The organism is Methylobacterium sp. 275MFSha3.1, assembly GCF_900108435.1.
Taxonomy (GTDB): Bacteria; Pseudomonadota; Alphaproteobacteria; order Rhizobiales; family Beijerinckiaceae; genus Methylobacterium.
The window spans coordinates 74,852-91,304 of the sequence record NZ_FNWP01000016.1 but is presented as its reverse complement, the minus strand read 5'-3'; the positions used below and the strand labels follow the sequence as shown (position 1 = coordinate 91,304).

The following is a 16,453-nucleotide window of genomic DNA, read 5'->3' as shown; positions in this document are numbered from 1 at the left end:
AGGGCCGGCCGCGGGCCGGTGCTCAGTAGGGATCGGAGCGCTCGAGGATCTCCTGCCCCATCAGCACGCAGCTCCCGGGCATCGGCGCGTAGATCAGCCGGATCCGATACGCGCCCTTGTAGATGCTGCCCTCCACCTCGATCACCTGGAAGCGCCGCGTCCCGACCAGGGACGCGACGGTGCCGACGGACCGGACGGACGCGGGATCGACCGTGGCCCGCGCGTCGCCGTCGCTGTGGAAGCGCAGCAGCTTGAGGGCCTGCCGCTCGGCGTCGGCTGCGCAGGGGGGAATGGGGGCCGCGACCGCGGCGGTCGCGGCCAAGCCCGTCACGGCGATCAGCGGCAGCGCCCGCAGGATCCGTCTCATCGGCACGCGACTCCGTATTCGTGGACCTCGGGCAGTTCGCCGTCGCCCGTCGTAGTCACCGAGAGCGTGCCGGCGGCCCCGGGCCGGCGCAGGGGCCGGATCAGGCGCGGGGGCGTGCGGTCCCATCGTCACCGGCTGCTCGGGGCGCCCGCAGGCGCGGGCGGGGTCGGTCCCGGGGCCGACCGGGCCGCCGGAACCGGGTCGGGCGGCGGATAGGCGGGGTCGGTCAGGCAGGCCGAGAGCCAGGTCTCGGCATCGGCGTCCGGGGCCAGCTCGACGTCGAGGACGGGCCGAGGGCCCGCGGGTGCCGCTGCCGCGCCGGCGGCGGCCGGGGCGGCAGGCCGTGCCCAGCGGCCGTCGGCGTTGTCGGGACCCGGGCATTCCGCGTCGTCGCCCCCGCCGATCGTGCAGGTCGCGACCGTGCGCGCGGCGCCGTCGACGACCCGCGCGACCGTGCGCGTCTCGGAGGTGTGGCCGCTCGCCCAGTCGTCGGACAGCGTGCAGACCCGGTCGCCGTTCTGGTAGCGCCGGCTGCCGAAGCACCCGTAGACCCGGTCCCGCCCGACGGGGAGGAAGTCGCACGCCGCGTCGAACCCCGCGAAGGGGCCGCCGGTGAACCGCGCCGCGAAGGCCCGCTGCCGCAGCGCCGCCGCGATCCAGTGCGGTCGGGCCGGATCGCTCTTCGAGCGGCCGGACAGGTCCTCGGTCCGTGCCCGGATCGCCTCCAGCACGACGGCGCGCGCGTCGGCCGCGTCCAGGTCGCCGAGCCACGTGTCCCGGGCCGCCACCCAGCGCTTCTGGCTGGCGACCAGCATCGCGCGGATCTCGGCGTCGTCCGTGCTGTGCAGGAGGCCGGAATAGGCCGCACCCAGGGCGGCGTCCGCCTTCCGGAGCGCCGGGTCGGCGCAGATCACGCGCTCGAGCGGGCTGGCCGCCTTGCGGCAGTCAATTGCGCGGGCCGACGACGGCGCCAGGAGGGTTGCGGCGAGGGAAGCGGCGAGGGCTGCCGCGAGGGTGGCCGCCGGGAGGCGCGTCACGGCCGACCCCGCGCTGAGCATCGCGCTGAGCATCGCCCCGAAGCTCGCACCGGACTGCGCATCGGAACCTCGCCTCTGGGCCGCGTGCCTGGAGCCGGTCGACATCGGGGGCCTACTGCGCCGCGGCATCGACGATGCGGCACAGGTTCTGATCGACGTCCTGGCCGATCTGGCCGGCCTGCACCATGAACAGGGCGTCGACCCGGCTGCCCGCCCCGGCCTTGCGCACGACGACCCGCAGCGTCTGCGGTCGCCCCGAACCGGATGTCTCCTGCTGGGCCGTCAGGGTCCCGAGCGCCTTCTCCACGTGCACGCCCACGAACCCCTCGGCCAGGACCGCCCGCGTCACCCGGTCGAACGCGGCCCTGGGGCTGACCGAGGGGAAGATCATCCACGTCTTGTAGGTGATGGCCTGGAGCATCGGCGTCCCCTCGCTCCGATAATGGTCGCGGCACGTCTCCGCCGCGGCCGCGGGGAGCGGGAGCGTCGACAGGATGGCCGCGTAGATGAACGCGTTCCGCATCGATCCCATGGGGCGCCTCTCACTTCGCTCTGCTGGTGGCTCTGTCGATGACCTGCCGGACCTGTGCAGCGGGGGCCGGTCAGGCGTGGATTCGTCGGATGAGCGAGGCCGGGCCGCACCGGCCGGCCCTGCGGGTCTCAGAGCTGCGGCGTGGCCGCTGGCCGGGGGCGCGGCGCCGGCGCCATCGCGCGTGGCGGCGGAGGCTCGGTCCGAGGCGGCGCGTCCGCCGCGGCCGCCTCGGACTTCGGAGGCTCCGCGACCGGTGCCGGCCGCGGGGCCGCGACTGAGCCGCGGACCGTGTCGCGCAGGAAGTCGCCGGTGCTGGTTCCGGCCTCCCGGGGGACCGGAGCCGGCGTCGCCCGGGCCGCCGGCACGGCCTGCCCGGCGCCGCCCGCGCGCGGGACGGGCGCCTGCGACACCGCCGGGGCCCGGCGGGGCTCGCCCGGCGGCACGGTGATCCGGAACGTGTACGGCACCGTGGACCCATCCCCGAAGGTGACGTCGATCGACAGGGTGTCGAGTCCGGAGAAGTCGGGCCGCGCCGTGTAGTAGAGCGACATCGAATCCTTCTTGGCGTCCTCGCAGCCGTCCGGCTGCCGGATCTGCGCCCCGGTCTCGTCGACCTTGCCGCTGAGGATCCGGAACTCGCGCCGCTGCTCGATGCGCCCGCCGCGCGGCGGCCTGACGAGCTCGATCGTGGCCGCGCGCGAGCGGCACCCCTGCGTGGCGAAGTAGTAGGTGAAGCCCTGGAGGAAGATCCGCTGGCCGGCGCGCGCGGTCTTGTTCTCAACCTCCGCCCGGGCCGGCAGGGCGAGGCAGAGCGGCAGGCAGAGAGGCAGGCAGAGCGCCGATCCGAGGGCGAGGACGCCGGCGCCGATGCGCCGACGCGGTCGGGTCGGTGCCGCAAATCGGGGGGCGTTCGGGAGGCGCTGATGCACGGGACTCGTCCTCGGCTTGGCGGTGGGGGCGCGGGCGGCCGGTCCGGCCGTCCGCGCCGGAGCTGCGTCAGAGCTGCGGCGCGGCGGGCGGGCGCGGCGGTGCCAGCTGCTGTGGCGGCGGCGCGGGCGGTGCGGGCGTACCGGGCACGGGCGCCGCGGCCTCGGCGGCCTTCGGGGGCGGCGCGGCCGGCGCCGGCCGGGTGGCCGGGACCGCGCCCCGGACCGCGTCGCGCAGGAAGTCGCCGGTGCTGGCCTCCCGGGGCGCCGGAGCCGGAGTCGCAGCCGGAGTCGCGGCCGGAGTCGCCCGCTCGGCCGGAGCGGCGCGCGCCGCCGGGGCCGGCCGCGCGAGGCCCGCGTCGCGGGGGGCGGGTGCCTGGGACACCGCCGGCGCCCGCCGGCCCTCGCCCTCGGGCACCGTGATCCTGTAGGTGTAGGTGGCCTCCTCGCCGGTGACGAACGTGACGATCACCGACACCGTGTCGTGGCCGGCGAAGTCGGGCCGGGCCGTGTAGTAGAGCGTCCGCGCGTCCCGCTCGACGTCCTGGCAGCCGTCCCGCGACGGGGTGCCGTCGATGTTCTGGCCGAGGACCAGGAACTCGCGCCGCTGCTCGATGCGGCCGCCGCGCGGGGGCGTGACCAGCTCGATCGCGGCCGCCGGAACGGACGGGCAGCCCGGTCGGGTCTCGTGGGTGGCGTAGCCGTCGAGGCGGACCCGCTCCCCGGGCCGCGCGGTCACGCTCGTGGATCCCGCGAGCGCCGGTCCCGCGAGGCAGAGCCCCAGGAGGCCGACGAGGATCCCGGTGCCGCCGGCCCCTCCCGTCGTAACGCGTCGTGCCATGGCATCCTCCTCGGGTTCGCGGGTCGGGCGGTTCCGGTCCGCGGCGAGAGCCTCACTTCGCATCGCCGCGCGTCAGGACCGGCTTGCCGCCGTCGGTGCGGAACCGGACCGCGTAGGTGCTGTTCGCCGACTGGGCGTTGCAGGTGATGACCACCGGGCCGCCCATCGGGTTGGGCATCTCGCAGGTGCCCTTGACCTTGAAGGTGGACTGGTCGCGCTCGGCGTACATCAGCTCGTCGACGGGCTGGTGCAGGGTGCCGCCCTCGACGAAGCCCTTGGCCGAGGCCATGAACGCCATGGCCTTGCCGTCGGTGGTGCCGAAGATGAACCCGGCCTTCGGGCTGCCGACGACGGAGGTGTTCACCGCCTCCGGGGCGCAGGTCGCGGTGAGGTCCTCCCCGTCCATCATCAGAGACTCGCAGCGGCCCTTGAAGGACAGCTTCAGGAAGGTGCCCGGCGGCGGATCGCGCCCCTCCGCGCCGTCGCGCGGCGGAGGCGACGCCTGTGACGGCGCCTGTGCCGGTGGCGGCGACGGCGGCGGCGACGGCGGAGTCTCGGGCGGGGCCGGAGCCCGGGCCTCGGCCCGCCGGTCCCAGCCGCCGCGCGGCTGGCCGGGCTGCCAGACGCAGAGACGGGCGCCGTCATTGTCCCAGCAGGGGCCGCTCGGCGACAGGGCGCCGAGGGCCTCGGCGGCGCGCAGGCCCCCGGACGACCCGTTCCAGAAGGCCGTGGCCTTCAGCGGGTTCTGCGGGTCGCGGACGAGCTGCGCCACGACGTCGAGCTTGCCCGCGGCGTAGGAGCGGATCTCGAAGCCGCGGGCGCCGGTCTGCCCGGTCTCCGACCGGAACTGGCAGGCCCCGTCGAGGCGGACATCGCCCGCGACCTCGAGGTAGCAGTCGGCGGCCCGCGGGGCGCCGGCCTCGGGCGCCGCCGCGGGGGCGCCGCCGAAGCCGGGGCGGCCCTCGCCGACCTTCCAGGCGCAGATCCGGCTCCGGGACCCGGTCCAGCAGGCGCCCTCCGCGGTGACGCTGTCGGCGGGGCCGTCCTCGGGCTTGCCGCCGGGCTCCCGGTTCCAGGTCGCCGTGCCCTGGCCGGGCGCCGTCACCGACACGACCACGCCGTCGCGCAGGTAGCCGTCGGTGTAGGTGGCGAGGCGGAACCCGCCCACCCCGTAGCTGCGCGCGTCGGTCAGGAACTCGCAGACCCCGTCGATGACGGTCCTGCCGTCGGCCGCGAAGAAGCAGTCGGCCTTGCGGACCTTGATCTGCGCCTGCGCGGCGGCGGGCATCAGGAGGCCGGCCAGCAGGCCCGCCATCAGGGCGGCGGTGCGGTGGCCGATGCGGCTTCCGGCCCGGGGAACCGGGAACCGCGCGGGATCCTTGCGGCGGGGACCCATGATGGCCGTCTCCTATGGATTGCCGAGGAGGCGGCGCGCCGCCTGGATGGTCCGGTCGTTGCGCTGGTCGACGACGCGGCCCTGGTAGAGATTCCGGTCGGCGAGGCGCTGCTGGAGGGCGGCCCAGAAGCCGGCGCCCCACTGGTCCTGCTCGAGATTCTGCAGGATCTCGGTGGACTTGAGCTCGAGGGCGCGGATCGTCAGGTCGGCCGCCTTCGCGGGATCCCGCTGCAGGCCGGCGCCGCCGAGATCGTACAGGAAGGCCGCCGAGGCCGCCGCGGGGGCGAAGGAGCGCTCGACCGCGAGGCGCTCGAGATACCGGGCCGCCAGGGGGCCGTCCGGCGCGGTGACCCGCTGCTCCCGGTTGGCCGGGGACAGGTGCATCGCGGCGTAGAGGTACTGCGCCACCGGGACGCCGCTCTCCGCCAGGCCCCGGAGCTTCGCCGCGTCGGCGGCGTTGGAGACCGCGCTCTTCGACAGCGCGATGAGGTCCTCGACGCTCGGCGTCGCCGCGGGCGGTGCCGGAGGCGGCGGGCCGGCGGGCTTCGCGGCGCCGGTGTTGCCGGCTCCGGGGTTGCCCGCCCCCGCACTGCCAGCTCCCGCGCTGCCCTGCGGGCCGGCACCCCGGCCGGCCAGGGCCTGCACGGCCGCGCGCGTCTGCGGCGTCGCCGTCCCGTCGGCCGGCCCGGTGTAGAAGCCGCGCTTGGCGAGGTCGCGCTGGATCGCCGCCACGAGGTCGGGGGGCTGGCGGCCGAGCTCGTCCGTGAAGGTGGTGACCGCCCGCGGCAGCTTGGCCGCCACCGTGTTCATGTAGAGGTCGGCGGCCTTCTGCGGATCCCGCGGGACGCCGCTCCCGGCATCGGTGTAGCAGCCGGCGATCCAGTAGAGCGTCGACCAGGAATCGAGGTAGTTGTTCCGGGCCGCGACCGGGTTCGCCTGGAAGGCCAGCCCGTAGCGGCAGCCCCGCTTGAGATCGTGCTGGCCGCGGGCGGGGTCGAGCAGGAGCTCGGTCATGCCGCGCTGGGCCCCGGGGAAGCCGAGGTCGGCGGGCCTCTGGTAGTAGGTCAGCGCCTTGGCGGCGTCGGGCTTGACCGGGTTCTTGGCGTAGACCGCGGCCCATTCGGGATTGTAGAGGGCGCCCATGAACGACCGGGCGCTGACGTCGCCGGCCTCGGCGGCCGTCCGCAGCTTCTCGAAGGCGGCCCGGTCGCCGTCCTTGCCGGCCTTGTCGAGCAGGTCGAGATAGAGCTTCTCGTTCTCCTTGCTGTCGGCGGGCTTGCCCCACTCGCCCGCGGGCTTCAGCAGCGCGAGGGCGAGGCCGGCCAGGAGGGCGACCGCGGCCTGAGGCAGGACTAGCCAGGCGAGGCGGTAGCGCGCGTCCGCGTACCAGAGCGTCGCGTGCGCCCGGAGCCGGTCGGTCCCGATCGTGACGCCGCTCATGACTTGGCTTTCATGTAGGCGCGCAGGGCCGTGATGACCGCGGAATTGCGCTTGTTCTCGACCGGGAGCGTGTAGAAGCCGCGGGCGGTCAGCGCGGCCTGGATCGCGCCCCAGAACCCGTCGCTCCAGCTGCTCGACTCCGGGTACAGCAGCCAGAAGGTGACTTGGTCGTCCTTGAGGTCGACGCCCCGCAGGGCGAGGGCGGCGGCCTTCCGGGGATCCTTGGCGACGTTGCCGTAGCCGGAATCGTACAGCACCGCCGCCTCGCCGGCCGCCATGCCGTTGCCGGCGGCCGCGGCGCGCTCGTAGGCGGCGACGGCGACCTGCGCGTCCGGCGCGAAGACGTCGCCCTTGTTCATCACCGGGTTGAACAGGCGCGCGTAGGCGGTGAGCGCGTCCGCGTCCCCGGCCTCGGCGCGGCTCTTCAGGTCGGCCATCTTTCGCCGGTCGCCGGTCCGGGCGGCGGCCTGGAGGGCCAGCACCTCCGGATCCGGACCCTTGGGCGTCACCCGCCGCGGCTCGGGCCGCGGGGTCGCGACCGTGTTGGTGATCCCCGCCTCCACCTGGAGGGCCGTGATGATCCCGGGATTGGGCCGCCCGTCCACCGGGCCGATGTAGCGGCGCTGCTCGGCCAGGTGGCGCTGGATGCCCGACACCAGGGCGGGGTTCTGCTGCCCGAGATTGTTGATGAAGGCGTCCATCGTCGGCCGGTGGCGGCGCCACAGCACCGCGGTCACCAGCCCCCCGGCCCGTACCGGGTCCTGCGGCAGGCCGCTCTCGGGCTCGACGTAGCAGGTGGCGAGCTTGACGGTCAGCCGCTCCTCGCCGGTGATCGTGCGCTCGAGCGTCTCGGGGGCGTCGATCCAGGTCTGGGCCAGGCGGCAGCCGCGCCGCAGGTCGCGGTTGGGGTTGGCCGGGTCGAGCAGCACGTCCGCGAGGCGCGTGACCGCCAGGAGATCGCCGATCGCGGCGCCCGGTCCGTAGAGGGCGGCCGCCCGGACGAAATCGTTCGGCGCGGGCTTGTTCGGGAAGTAGGCGGCGGTCAGGGGGTCGTAGAGCGTCCCGAGCTTGGTCGCGGCGTCGATCTGGCCCTGGGTGGCCGCGGCGGTCAGCGCGTCGAACGCCTCGCGGTCGCCGTCCTTGCCGGCCCGGTCGCGCAGGGCGCTCAGCTCGGCGAGCCGCGCCTTCGAGGCGGTGGCCGGCTGACCCCAGACACCCTGCGCGGCCAGCGCCATGCACAGGCCCGCCACCGCGCAGGTCACGGCCTGCGGCAGGGCGAGCCAGGCCAGGCGGTAGCGGCGATCGTCGTACCAGAGGGCCGCGTGCGCGCGCAGCCAGTCGTCGCGGGCGATGCTCATGGCTGCGACGGGTCCCGGGCCGTCACGACAGGGCGGCGGGGCGCGGGGCCCCGCCGCCGAGCGCCCGCTCGACATCCACGAGCTCGAACTGGCCGTAATCGCCCAGGGGATCGCTGGCGAGGCGCATCGCCTGGGCCTCGCGCAGGCGCTCCAGGAGCGTGCGCATCTCGCGGGCATTCGCCCAGTCGTGCCGCTGCGCGCGCTGCTCGACCCACGGGATCAGCAGGGTCTCGAAGCGCGGCGGCAGCCGGAACGATTGCCGCGACGCCATCAGGCGCAGGATCTCGACGAGGTCGTACGGGTCGTAGGCCGGGAACGCGACGGTCTTGGTGAAACGGCCGGCGAGGCCGGGATTCGTGTCGATGAACCGGGCCATGTCGCCGGTGTAGCCGGCGACGATCACGATGATCCGGTCGCGGTTGTCCTCCATGAACTTGAGGAGGGTGTCGATCGCCTCCTTGCCGAAGTCGCTGCCGCCCCCGCCGCCCTCGGCCAGCGTGTAGGCCTCGTCGATGAACAGGATGCCGTCGAGGGCCTCGCGGCAGCGCTCCAGGGTCTTGGCCGCGGTCTGGCCGACGTAGCCTGCCACCAGCCCGGCCCGGTCGACCTCGACCACGTGCCCCTTCCGCAGGACGCCGAGCGTCCGGAAGATGTCGCCCATGATGCGCGCCACCTCGGTCTTGCCGACGCCGGGCGGCCCGGTGAACACCATGTGCTGGCTCACCGCGCCGACCTCGATGCCCTCGGCGCGGCGCCGGGCATCGACCAGCACCCGCGCCGCCACGGTCTTCACCTGCTCCTTGACCGGCGCGAGCCCGATCATCGCGTCGAGGCGGGCCATGACCTTCCGGGCCGCGTCCATGTCGACCGCGCCGCCGGCCTGGCGGCCGAGGGCCGCGGCGATGTCGGCGGGTTCGAGCCGGTTGATGTCGCCGCCGGGGCTGGCGGCGAGGCGCAGCGCCTGCGCCTGGCGGGCCTTCTCCAGGACCGTGCGCATCTCGCGGGCGTTGGCCCAGTCCTCGGCCTTCGACCGGGCCCCGACATAGGCGGCGAGGTCCTTCTCGAACCCCTCCGGCATGACGAAGCCCTGGCCCGCGGCCATGCGCTTCAGGATCTCGGCGAGCTCCGGCGGGCTGTAGGGCGGGAACTCGACGGTCTTGGTGAACCGGCTGGCGAGGCCGGGATTCGCGTCGATGAACCGGCGCATGTCGTTGGTGTAGCCGGCGACGATCACGATGATCCGGTCGCGGTTGTCCTCCATGAACTTGAGGAGGGTGTCGATCGCCTCCTTGCCGAACTCGCCGCCGCTCCCGCCGCCGGGAGCCAGCGCGTAGGCCTCGTCGATGAACAGGATGCCGTCGAGGGCCTCCTTGCAGCGCTCCAGGGTCTTGATCGCGGTCTGGCCGGCGTAGCCCGCCACCAGCCCGGCCCGGTCGACCTCCACGAGGTGGCCCTTGCGCAGCACCTTGAGCGCCTTGAAGACGCTGCCGAGGACCCGCGCCACCTCGGTCTTGCCGACGCCGGGTGGCCCGGTGAACACCATGTGCTGGCTCATGGCCGCCACCGGCAGGTTCTGGGCGAGGCGCTGCTGCTCCACCTGCATCCGGGCGATGACGCCCTTCACCTCCAGCTTCACGGGGTCGAGCCCGACCATGCCGTCGAGGGTCGCGAGCGCGGTGGCCAGGAGGTCCTTCTTCTCCGCGGCCGCGCCGTCGTCGACGAAGCGGATCGGGCGGATCTTGCGGCTCGCCCGGGCCCGGTCCAGGGCGCGCCGCGTCGCCTCGATCCGCGCCGGGATGTAGCTCGCCGCGAGCAGGCCGCCGACGAGGCCGCCGAGGATCAGGCCGTTGCGCAGCAGCGCCGACGGCGTCGCGGCGAGCGACCCGAGCACGTCCGGCCGCAGGGCGACCAGCAGGCCGGTGGCACCCAGCACGATGACCGCGAAGAGCGCGACCGGATGCTTGTCGAGGCGTTCCATGGACGTGGCGAACCTTGGTGCTGGCCCTGGTGCTGGCCCTGGTGATGGCCTGGGTGATGGCCTGGGTGCTGGGCGCGCGTGGCCCCTCGGGCCGCCCTCAGGCGTCCTCGCCGGTGGCGCGGAGCAGATCGACGATCTCCAGGCGGCGCAGGTCGCCGCCCTGCAGGGCGACCCGGGCGGCCTGGGCCTCGCGGGCCTTCTCCAAGAGGGTCCGCATCTCGCGGGCGTTCGACCAGTCGTCGGCGCGGGACCGCTGCGCGAGCCAGGGGGTCAGCGCCGCCTCGAACCCCTCGGGGAGCGCGAATTGCTGCCGGGCCGCCATGCGCTTCAGGATCTCGCAGAGATCCTTCGGGCTGTAGGGCGGGAACTCGACGGTCTTGGTGAACCGGCCGGCGAGACCGGGATTGGTGTCGATGAACCGGCGCATGTCGTTGGTGTAGCCGGCGACGATCACGATGATCCGGTCGCGGTTGTCCTCCATGAACTTGAGGAGGGTGTCGATCGCCTCCTTGCCGAAGTCGCTCCCGCCCCCGCCGCCGGCGGCCAGGGTGTAGGCCTCGTCGATGAACAGGATGCCGTCGAGGGCCTCGTGGCACTTCTCGAGGGTCCTGGCCGCGGTCTGGCCGACATAGCCCGCCACCAGGGCCGCGCGGTCGACCTCCACGAGATGCCCGCGGCGCAGCACCTCGAGGGACCGGTAGATCTCGCCGATCGCCCGCGCCACCTCGGTCTTGCCGACGCCGGGCGGCCCGGTGAACACCATGTGCTGGCTGATCGCCGCCACCGGCAGGCCCTCGGCGCGCCGCCGCTGCTCCAGCTCCAGCCGCGCGATCAGGGCGTTGACCTCGCGCTTGACCGGCGCGAGCCCGACCATGGCCTCGAGATTCGCGATCACGGCCTCGGGGGACCGGGCCTCCACGACCCGGCGCGGCGCCACGATCAGGCGCGGCAGGGCCAGCAGGCCGCCAGCCGGCTGCCCGAGGCCGGCCTCCGCCTTCCGCGCGGCCGTCGCGGTCGCGGCGAGGCCCAGAGCCGCCAGCAGGGCGACGGCGATCCCGATCGCCGCCTTCCAGCGCAGCTCCGGCCCGGCGGCGTTCCACCAAGCGACCGGGCCGTAATCGGTGCTCAGCAGGAGCGGGGTGAGGACCGCGACCACCAGCCCGGAGACGACGAAGGGGAGGATGGCGGATTTCGACATCCGTCAGCCTCCGCAGGGCTTGCTGGTATTCCAGATCACGGGGATCCGCTGGACGCCGCCGGTCGTGTCGATCTTCAGGCCCGGCGTCAGCTCGACGAAGACGTCCTTGGCGGCGCCCTCGATGGTGATCTCGCCCTTGCCGGTCTCGTAGGGCGCCGGGAACGGGACCGCGATGTTGATCGGGCCGTCGGCGACGTTGAAGGCGGGGGACAGGTAGTTCCCGGCCCGGATGCGCACCACGCCGCCGGCATCGGCCGCCATCTTCGACAGGCGCATCTGGCCCAGGGGGGCTCGGCAGGCCTTGGCCTCCGCGACGATCTTGTCCTTCTCGTCGGAGGGCAGGGTCTCGGCGGCCTTGTCGATCTCGCCCGCCTTGACCAGCGTCAGGGCCGGCCGCGCGGCCGTCCCGGCGGTCTCGCCGCCGCCCGAGAGCAGCACGCCCGCGACGGCGCCCGCCGCCACCAGGCCGCCCACGATCGCGATGAGGCTCGGCGAGAGGCCCGGCTTGGCGGCGGGCGGGGCGCTCGGGGCCGCGCGAGGCTCGGAAAGCCTATCCTGAGCCTGCCGCTCAGCATTCTGGTGTTCGACTTCCGACATCCAGCGGGCCCCCGAACATGGAACGACGTAATTCGTGCGTCGCGTCGGCGCGCACGACATGACCTGCAGCCTCGCTCTTTTTGGAAAGATTCGAAGAAATTAGCGGGCCGATGCCTGTCACCATGACCGGCCGACTTCTAGGCAGGCGGAAAAAACCGGTCTACTAGTGTATATGACCTATCGTCGCAGCCTTGACACGCCGGGGATTTTCCTCGGCATGGCTCCGCGCCGCGACGTCATGGGGATAGATTCCGATGCTGCGACCGGGAGTGGCATGAACGGCTCCGCGCGAGAGACCCTCATCGTTGCCGACGATCACCCGCTGTTCCGCGAGGGCATGCGGCGCATCGCGGAGCGGCTCTACCCGCAGGCCCTGGTCCGGGAGGCCGCCACCATGGAGCAGGTCCTGGCGATGGCCCGCGCCGGGGCGCCCCCGCGGGCGTTCCTCCTCGACCTCCTGTTCCCCGGCCTCGATCCCCGCCACTCCATCGGCGCGCTGCGCGTCGAGTTCGAGCGGGCCTCGATCATCGTCGTGTCGATGATCGAGGACGAGGGCCTGATCCGGACCGTCATGGCCGAGGGTGCCGACGGCTTCATCGGCAAGGCGCTGCCCGCCGCGGAGATCGCCCAGGCGATCGCGGCGATCCGCGACGGCGAGTTCGTGATCCGGCGCAGCCCGGTCTCGGGTCTCGCCGCGCCGCGCGGCCCGCTCCCGCCCCTGACGCAGCGCCAGCGCGACGTGCTGCGCCTCGTCGCGCTGGGACGCACCAACAAGGAGATCGCCCGGGAACTGGAGATCTCTCCCTTCACCGTCCGCATCCACGTCTCGGCGCTGCTGCGCGCCCTCGACGTCACCTCCCGGTCCGCCGCGGCCGCGAAGGCCGCCACGGCCGGCGTCGGGGATTGAGGGCGCGGACCGTGCGGCGGGGCCGATCGTACACCTGTCCGAATGGCCCGGTGCCGGGCTCCGTGGCAGAGCCCGGCGCATGAGACGGGCGGGACGGGGAGACGGGCGCGCGGCCCGCGGGCGTTTTCTGACGGGCCCGGCCCTGGCGGTGCTGCCGGTGCTGCCGGCCGGACTGGCGGCCGGGCTCGCTGCCGCGCCCGCCGCGGCCGATCCCGACCTCGCCATGCTGCCGCGCGCCACGGTGCTGGCGGCGATCTGCGGGCGGCCCGCCGACAAGGAGGCCGAGACCTGCCGGATGAAGGACGGCCGCACGGCGGAATTCTGGACCGCCGCGATGTTCTCCACCGAGACCGGGAGCCGGTTCACCGGCTTCGTCACGATGCCGGCCCCGGGCGCGGACGCCGCGGCGCCCGACCGGCTGAGCGTCGCGGCCGCCACCTACGTCCTCAAGGATATGCGCTGGCGCCTCGAAGACGTGCAGGTCCTGTCCGGCCGGATCGGGACCGGGAACCGCAACGGCGGCGCCCCGGAGGTGGACGAGCGGCTCGGCGCCGTGTTCAGGCCGCTGAGCCGGGGCCGCCTCCTGATGGGCCTGCGCCTCACGGTCTACGGGACGGCCGGATCGCAGGGCTTCTCGTACCTCCTCCTCCAGTTCCGCGACGCGCCGGCGCACTGGACGCTCGCGGGCGAGGTCGCGGCGGGCGCCGACGAGACGGCCGGCTGCTCGGAGGATCCCTGCCGGCTGGGATCGAGCACGGGACGGCTGGAGATCCTGCCGGAGGATCCGCGCGACCCCGCCGCGTGGCCCCCGGTCCGAGTCGCCCTGAGCGGCACCGTGCTGGGCGCGGACGGGGTGCTGCGTCCGGCCACGGACCGGGATGCCCGGGTCTATCGATTCGATCCGGGCGCCGGCACCTACCGCTGACGGCGCCCGCGACCGTGCGTGCGGCCGGTCGACGAGATCAGACCTGCAGTGAAGTAAAAAATAATCTGCCGCATATTTTCCGCCGGAACGTCTCGCTGCAGCACGGGGACCATTGTAGCGGAGACTGAATAAGCGGTTCTAGCACCGAAGACTCGTCCGCGCCGCCACATCGCGGGCTCCCGTCGCGTCTGGTGGCGTCGATCACCTTCAGGTAGACTTGTCAGATCTGTCCGCGATCGGCGACGGCGGCGCGCCGTTGCCCGGATCCCGGGCGGCGACGCGGCAGGGCGACTGCACGATGAAGCGACAGCGGGAGACCGGGGCCGGCACGGCGCGATTCAGGGCGGACGCCGCGGGGTCGGCCCCGGCGGAGCGGGTGCCCGGCCTCGATCTCGGTCTCGGCGTCGCAGCCGGCCGGGCCTGAGCCGCCGATGTTCGGGTCGCGGCGCCGGCGGGACGAGGCGTACGACAACGAGAAGGCGCAGGCGCTGATCCGGGCCGTCGTCATCGGCCTCGCCTGCCTGTATCTCCTGCCCCAGATCTACGGCGGGATAGCCCCGCCGGAGGCCCGGTTCGTCGCCTATCTGGTGACGTGCCACTGGGTCTTCGCCGTGGCGCTGTACGGCTGGATCAGCCGCAATCCCGGCAGCAACACGCCGCGCCGCGTCGTCACCTTCCTCCTCGACCTCGGCGGGATGACCTACACGATGGCGGTGGGCGGCGCGCCGTTCCTGCCGCTCTACGCGATCGTCATCCGGCTGATCGTCGGCAACGGCCTGCGCTACGGCGTCACCGCCCTGAAGGCGTCCACGGCGGCGGCCCTGGTCTCGATCGCGGTGACCACGTACTTCAACGCGTACTGGCGCGCGAACCCGTTCCTCGTCCTGACGCTGACGGCCATCACCGTCCTCGTGCCGACCTACATCTACAGCCTGCTGGAGCGCCTGCGCGGCGCCTACGAGCGCGAGCAGGAGGCGAGCTTGTCCAAGTCGCGCTTCCTGGCGCAGGCGAGCCACGATCTGCGCCAGCCGATCCACGCCATCAGCCTGTTCACCGCCTGCCTGCGCGGCGCCCGGCTGGGGCCGGAGGAGCTGCAGATGGTCGAGAACATCGACCGGTCGCTGCAGAGCGTCTCGCGCCTGTTCAAGTCGCTCCTGGACATCTCGACCCTCGACAGCGGACGGGTGGAGCCCCGGCCCGAGCCCGTCGCGATCAACGACATCCTCGAGGATGTCCGGCGCCAGAACTCCGAGGCCGCCCAGATCGCCGGGACGGCCCTGCGCAGCCGCGCCTGCGCGGTCGTGGTGCGCACCGACCGGGCCCTGCTCACGACCATGGTCCAGAACATCGTCAACAACGCGATCAAGTACGCGCCCGGCCGGCCGATCCTGATCGCTTGCCGCCGGCGGGGCGACCGGCTCGCCATCCAGGTCTACGATCGCGGCCCCGGGATCCCGGTCGCGCATCAGGAGCGGGTCTTCGACGAGTTCTACCAAGTCCGCCGCCGCGGCGACCGGGACGTCGAGGGGGTGGGCCTCGGCCTGCCGATCGTCCGGCGGCTCGGCGCGCTCCTGGACCTGACGGTGACGCTGCGCTCGGTGCCGGGGCGCGGGACCTGCGTGACGATCGGTGACCTGCCCCTCGCCCGGGCCCCGCAGCCCGTGGTCCTCCCCGCCCGGCTCGACCCGCCGGCGACGATCGGCGGCCTGCGCGTGCTGCTGGTGGAGGACGACGCTGCCGTGCTGCGGGCGACCGCCAGCCTGCTGGAGAAATGGGGCTGCCGCGTCCGGCCCGAGACCGGGATCCCCGACGCCGTGCCGGAGATCGACCTCCTCATCACCGATTTCGAGCTCGGGAACGGCGTCACGGGGACCGACTGCATCGCGGCGGTCCGGAGGCTCGCCGGCCGCCCGCTGCCGGCGGTGGTGATGAGCGGCCACGACGAGGCGCGCGTGCGCGAGGATCTGGGGGCGCCGGACATCCCGATCCTCTCGAAACCGGTCCGGCCGGCCGAGCTGCGCTCCGTGCTCACCGCCGCGAGCCTCCGGCTGCGCCCCCGGCCGGCGCCGGCCGCGTGAGGCGCGGTCGGCGCCCTACCGGGCCGGTTCGCCCGGGGCCCTGCCCGGCTCCCTGCCCGGCTCCTCGCCGGGACGCGCGGTCCCCGTCCGGCCGCCCTGCTGGTCGAGCATCGCCCGGAGCAGCGCGTCCCGCGCGAGGCCGTGCTCGGTCGCGATGCGGTCCACGATCCGGAGCGCCTGCGCGGCGGGGGAGCGGTCCGTCACCGGCAATTGCGCGAAGGCTTGGCTGAGCCGCGTTCCCGCGACGTATCCGATGACGATCCCGACGAGGACGCCGCAGGCGCCGGCCAGGATCAGGACGCCGAACTTCATGACTCACCCGCCGGCTGCCGCGAGACTGCCGGCCTTCTGACCATCCCGCGCGGGTGATCTCAAGAGGCGGGCGGCCGGCTCGGCGGCCCCGGTCGCCGCGTCAGCCCTGCTCCGCGCGGTCCGCGCCGTCGCGGGCCTCGGCCTCCCGCCGGGCCGCGCGGGCCTGGGCGATCAGGTCAACGGCCGTCAGCGGGGCGTTCGCCCCCACGCCGCCGGCCAGCAGCAGGCCCGGCGGCACCGTCCGGACCTGGGCACGGCCGCCGCGGACGCCGCGGCGGCCGGCCCTTCGATCGGTCGCGTTCGTCATGACAGCGCGCCGCCCGTCAGCGCGGGCCGGCCTGCGGCCGCGGCCGCGGAACGGCGATGGTGACCAGCTCGCCGGTGATCGGATCCAGGATCGTCATGGGCCCCCCGTGGTTGTGCCCCATGGCGGACCTGAATTGTGTTTTAACATTGGCCAACCGGGGCCGTGTGCACAGATTTGGCGGTCGATATCGGCCCCGGCCGCGCTCCGATTGTTGATTATCCGTCCCGATATCCGGATCGAAGTGCCGTATTCCC

Annotated in this window: 17 protein-coding genes; 4 read left to right on the top strand and 13 right to left on the bottom strand. The window is 74.0% G+C overall.

Translation table 11 applies throughout. The features are described 5' to 3' along the window. Positions 1–22: 22 nt before the first annotated feature. The 11 genes from BLW78_RS19380 to BLW78_RS19330 all read right to left on the bottom strand — a co-directional run bounded on the left by BLW78_RS19380 (position 23) and on the right by BLW78_RS19330 (position 11,670). Complete coding sequence (locus BLW78_RS19380) at positions 23–367, bottom strand: hypothetical protein (RefSeq protein ID WP_020095162.1); 345 nt, start codon at positions 365–367, stop codon at positions 23–25. Between the two features lie 128 nt (positions 368–495). Further along, positions 496–1,437 carry a lysozyme inhibitor LprI family protein gene (locus tag BLW78_RS19375; protein WP_244526985.1) on the bottom strand — a complete coding sequence of 314 codons (942 nt, stop codon included), beginning with the start codon at positions 1,435–1,437 and terminating at the stop codon, positions 496–498. A 79-nt stretch (positions 1,438–1,516) separates the two neighbouring features. Next, complete coding sequence (locus BLW78_RS19370) at positions 1,517–1,936, bottom strand: hypothetical protein (RefSeq protein ID WP_056530795.1); 420 nt, start codon at positions 1,934–1,936, stop codon at positions 1,517–1,519. 128 nt (positions 1,937–2,064) lie between these two features. After that, complete coding sequence (locus tag BLW78_RS19365) at positions 2,065–2,865, bottom strand: hypothetical protein (protein WP_091681494.1); 801 nt, start codon at positions 2,863–2,865, stop codon at positions 2,065–2,067. 67 nt (positions 2,866–2,932) lie between these two features. Next, positions 2,933–3,703 (bottom strand): hypothetical protein, encoded by a 771-nt coding sequence (locus BLW78_RS19360; RefSeq protein WP_091681493.1) that lies wholly within the window; start codon positions 3,701–3,703, stop codon positions 2,933–2,935. A 52-nt stretch (positions 3,704–3,755) separates the two neighbouring features. Further along, positions 3,756–5,099 (bottom strand): hypothetical protein, encoded by a 1,344-nt coding sequence (locus BLW78_RS19355; protein WP_091681491.1) that lies wholly within the window; start codon positions 5,097–5,099, stop codon positions 3,756–3,758. Positions 5,100–5,111: 12 nt separating this feature from the next. Next, positions 5,112–6,539 carry a peptidoglycan-binding protein gene (locus BLW78_RS19350; RefSeq protein ID WP_091681490.1) on the bottom strand — a complete coding sequence of 476 codons (1,428 nt, stop codon included), beginning with the start codon at positions 6,537–6,539 and terminating at the stop codon, positions 5,112–5,114. Next, on the bottom strand, positions 6,536–7,897 hold the full coding sequence (locus tag BLW78_RS19345) for a hypothetical protein (RefSeq protein WP_091681567.1): 1,362 nt from the start codon (positions 7,895–7,897) through the stop codon (positions 6,536–6,538). The genes BLW78_RS19350 and BLW78_RS19345 overlap by 4 nt, the downstream gene beginning before the upstream one ends. A 22-nt stretch (positions 7,898–7,919) precedes the next feature. Then, positions 7,920–9,875, bottom strand: coding sequence for an AAA family ATPase (locus BLW78_RS19340; RefSeq protein WP_091681488.1), 1,956 nt, complete (start codon positions 9,873–9,875; stop codon positions 7,920–7,922). Positions 9,876–9,972: 97 nt separating this feature from the next. After that, a complete protein-coding gene (locus BLW78_RS19335; protein WP_091681486.1) occupies positions 9,973–11,073 on the bottom strand; it encodes an AAA family ATPase in 1,101 nt (366 codons plus the stop codon). Positions 11,074–11,076: 3 nt separating this feature from the next. Continuing rightward, complete coding sequence (locus BLW78_RS19330) at positions 11,077–11,670, bottom strand: hypothetical protein (RefSeq protein ID WP_042671987.1); 594 nt, start codon at positions 11,668–11,670, stop codon at positions 11,077–11,079. A 274-nt stretch (positions 11,671–11,944) separates the two neighbouring features. Between BLW78_RS19330 and BLW78_RS19325 the strand changes: the two genes are divergently transcribed. The 4 genes from BLW78_RS19325 to BLW78_RS19310 all read left to right on the top strand — a co-directional run bounded on the left by BLW78_RS19325 (position 11,945) and on the right by BLW78_RS19310 (position 15,580). Then, the gene (locus BLW78_RS19325; protein WP_042671988.1) at positions 11,945–12,577 is read left to right on the top strand and encodes a LuxR C-terminal-related transcriptional regulator; all 633 of its coding nucleotides are present in this window, start codon (positions 11,945–11,947) and stop codon (positions 12,575–12,577) included. A gap of 79 nt (positions 12,578–12,656) precedes the next feature. Next, positions 12,657–13,502 carry a hypothetical protein gene (locus tag BLW78_RS19320; protein WP_244526984.1) on the top strand — a complete coding sequence of 282 codons (846 nt, stop codon included), beginning with the start codon at positions 12,657–12,659 and terminating at the stop codon, positions 13,500–13,502. Between the two features lie 298 nt (positions 13,503–13,800). After that, on the top strand, positions 13,801–13,926 hold the full coding sequence (locus tag BLW78_RS32065; RefSeq protein WP_280142473.1) for a hypothetical protein: 126 nt from the start codon (positions 13,801–13,803) through the stop codon (positions 13,924–13,926). Positions 13,927–13,933: 7 nt separating this feature from the next. After that, a complete protein-coding gene (locus BLW78_RS19310) occupies positions 13,934–15,580 on the top strand; it encodes a hybrid sensor histidine kinase/response regulator (protein ID WP_091681481.1) in 1,647 nt (548 codons plus the stop codon). A gap of 15 nt (positions 15,581–15,595) precedes the next feature. Here BLW78_RS19310 and BLW78_RS19305 read toward each other — a convergent pair whose 3' ends face one another. Both BLW78_RS19305 and BLW78_RS19300 read right to left on the bottom strand, forming a co-directional pair. Beyond that, positions 15,596–15,892 (bottom strand): hypothetical protein, encoded by a 297-nt coding sequence (locus BLW78_RS19305; protein WP_042675131.1) that lies wholly within the window; start codon positions 15,890–15,892, stop codon positions 15,596–15,598. A gap of 100 nt (positions 15,893–15,992) precedes the next feature. Next, entirely contained in the window at positions 15,993–16,199 is a 207-nt protein-coding gene (locus tag BLW78_RS19300) for a hypothetical protein (protein WP_020095148.1), read from the bottom strand. Positions 16,200–16,453: the final 254 nt, after the last annotated feature.

Excerpts from the sequence above, each read along its gene's own strand:
- BLW78_RS19380 (WP_020095162.1), bottom strand. The coding sequence starts at position 367 with ATGAGACGGATCCTGCGGGCGCTGCCGCTGATCGCCGTGACGGGCTTG.
- BLW78_RS19375 (WP_244526985.1), bottom strand. The coding sequence starts at position 1,437 with ATGCTCAGCGCGATGCTCAGCGCGGGGTCGGCCGTGACGCGCCTCCCG.
- BLW78_RS19370 (WP_056530795.1), bottom strand. The coding sequence starts at position 1,936 with ATGGGATCGATGCGGAACGCGTTCATCTACGCGGCCATCCTGTCGACG.
- BLW78_RS19360 (WP_091681493.1), bottom strand. The coding sequence starts at position 3,703 with ATGGCACGACGCGTTACGACGGGAGGGGCCGGCGGCACCGGGATCCTC.
- BLW78_RS19355 (WP_091681491.1), bottom strand. The coding sequence starts at position 5,099 with ATGGGTCCCCGCCGCAAGGATCCCGCGCGGTTCCCGGTTCCCCGGGCC.
- BLW78_RS19350 (WP_091681490.1), bottom strand. The coding sequence starts at position 6,539 with ATGAGCGGCGTCACGATCGGGACCGACCGGCTCCGGGCGCACGCGACG.
- BLW78_RS19345 (WP_091681567.1), bottom strand. The coding sequence starts at position 7,897 with ATGAGCATCGCCCGCGACGACTGGCTGCGCGCGCACGCGGCCCTCTGG.
- BLW78_RS19340 (WP_091681488.1), bottom strand. The coding sequence starts at position 9,875 with ATGGAACGCCTCGACAAGCATCCGGTCGCGCTCTTCGCGGTCATCGTG.
- BLW78_RS19335 (WP_091681486.1), bottom strand. The coding sequence starts at position 11,073 with ATGTCGAAATCCGCCATCCTCCCCTTCGTCGTCTCCGGGCTGGTGGTC.
- BLW78_RS19330 (WP_042671987.1), bottom strand. The coding sequence starts at position 11,670 with ATGTCGGAAGTCGAACACCAGAATGCTGAGCGGCAGGCTCAGGATAGG.
- BLW78_RS19325 (WP_042671988.1), top strand. The coding sequence starts at position 11,945 with ATGAACGGCTCCGCGCGAGAGACCCTCATCGTTGCCGACGATCACCCG.
- BLW78_RS19320 (WP_244526984.1), top strand. The coding sequence starts at position 12,657 with ATGAGACGGGCGGGACGGGGAGACGGGCGCGCGGCCCGCGGGCGTTTT.
- BLW78_RS32065 (WP_280142473.1), top strand. The coding sequence starts at position 13,801 with ATGAAGCGACAGCGGGAGACCGGGGCCGGCACGGCGCGATTCAGGGCG.
- BLW78_RS19310 (WP_091681481.1), top strand. The coding sequence starts at position 13,934 with ATGTTCGGGTCGCGGCGCCGGCGGGACGAGGCGTACGACAACGAGAAG.
- BLW78_RS19305 (WP_042675131.1), bottom strand. The coding sequence starts at position 15,892 with ATGAAGTTCGGCGTCCTGATCCTGGCCGGCGCCTGCGGCGTCCTCGTC.
- BLW78_RS19300 (WP_020095148.1), bottom strand. The coding sequence starts at position 16,199 with ATGACGAACGCGACCGATCGAAGGGCCGGCCGCCGCGGCGTCCGCGGC.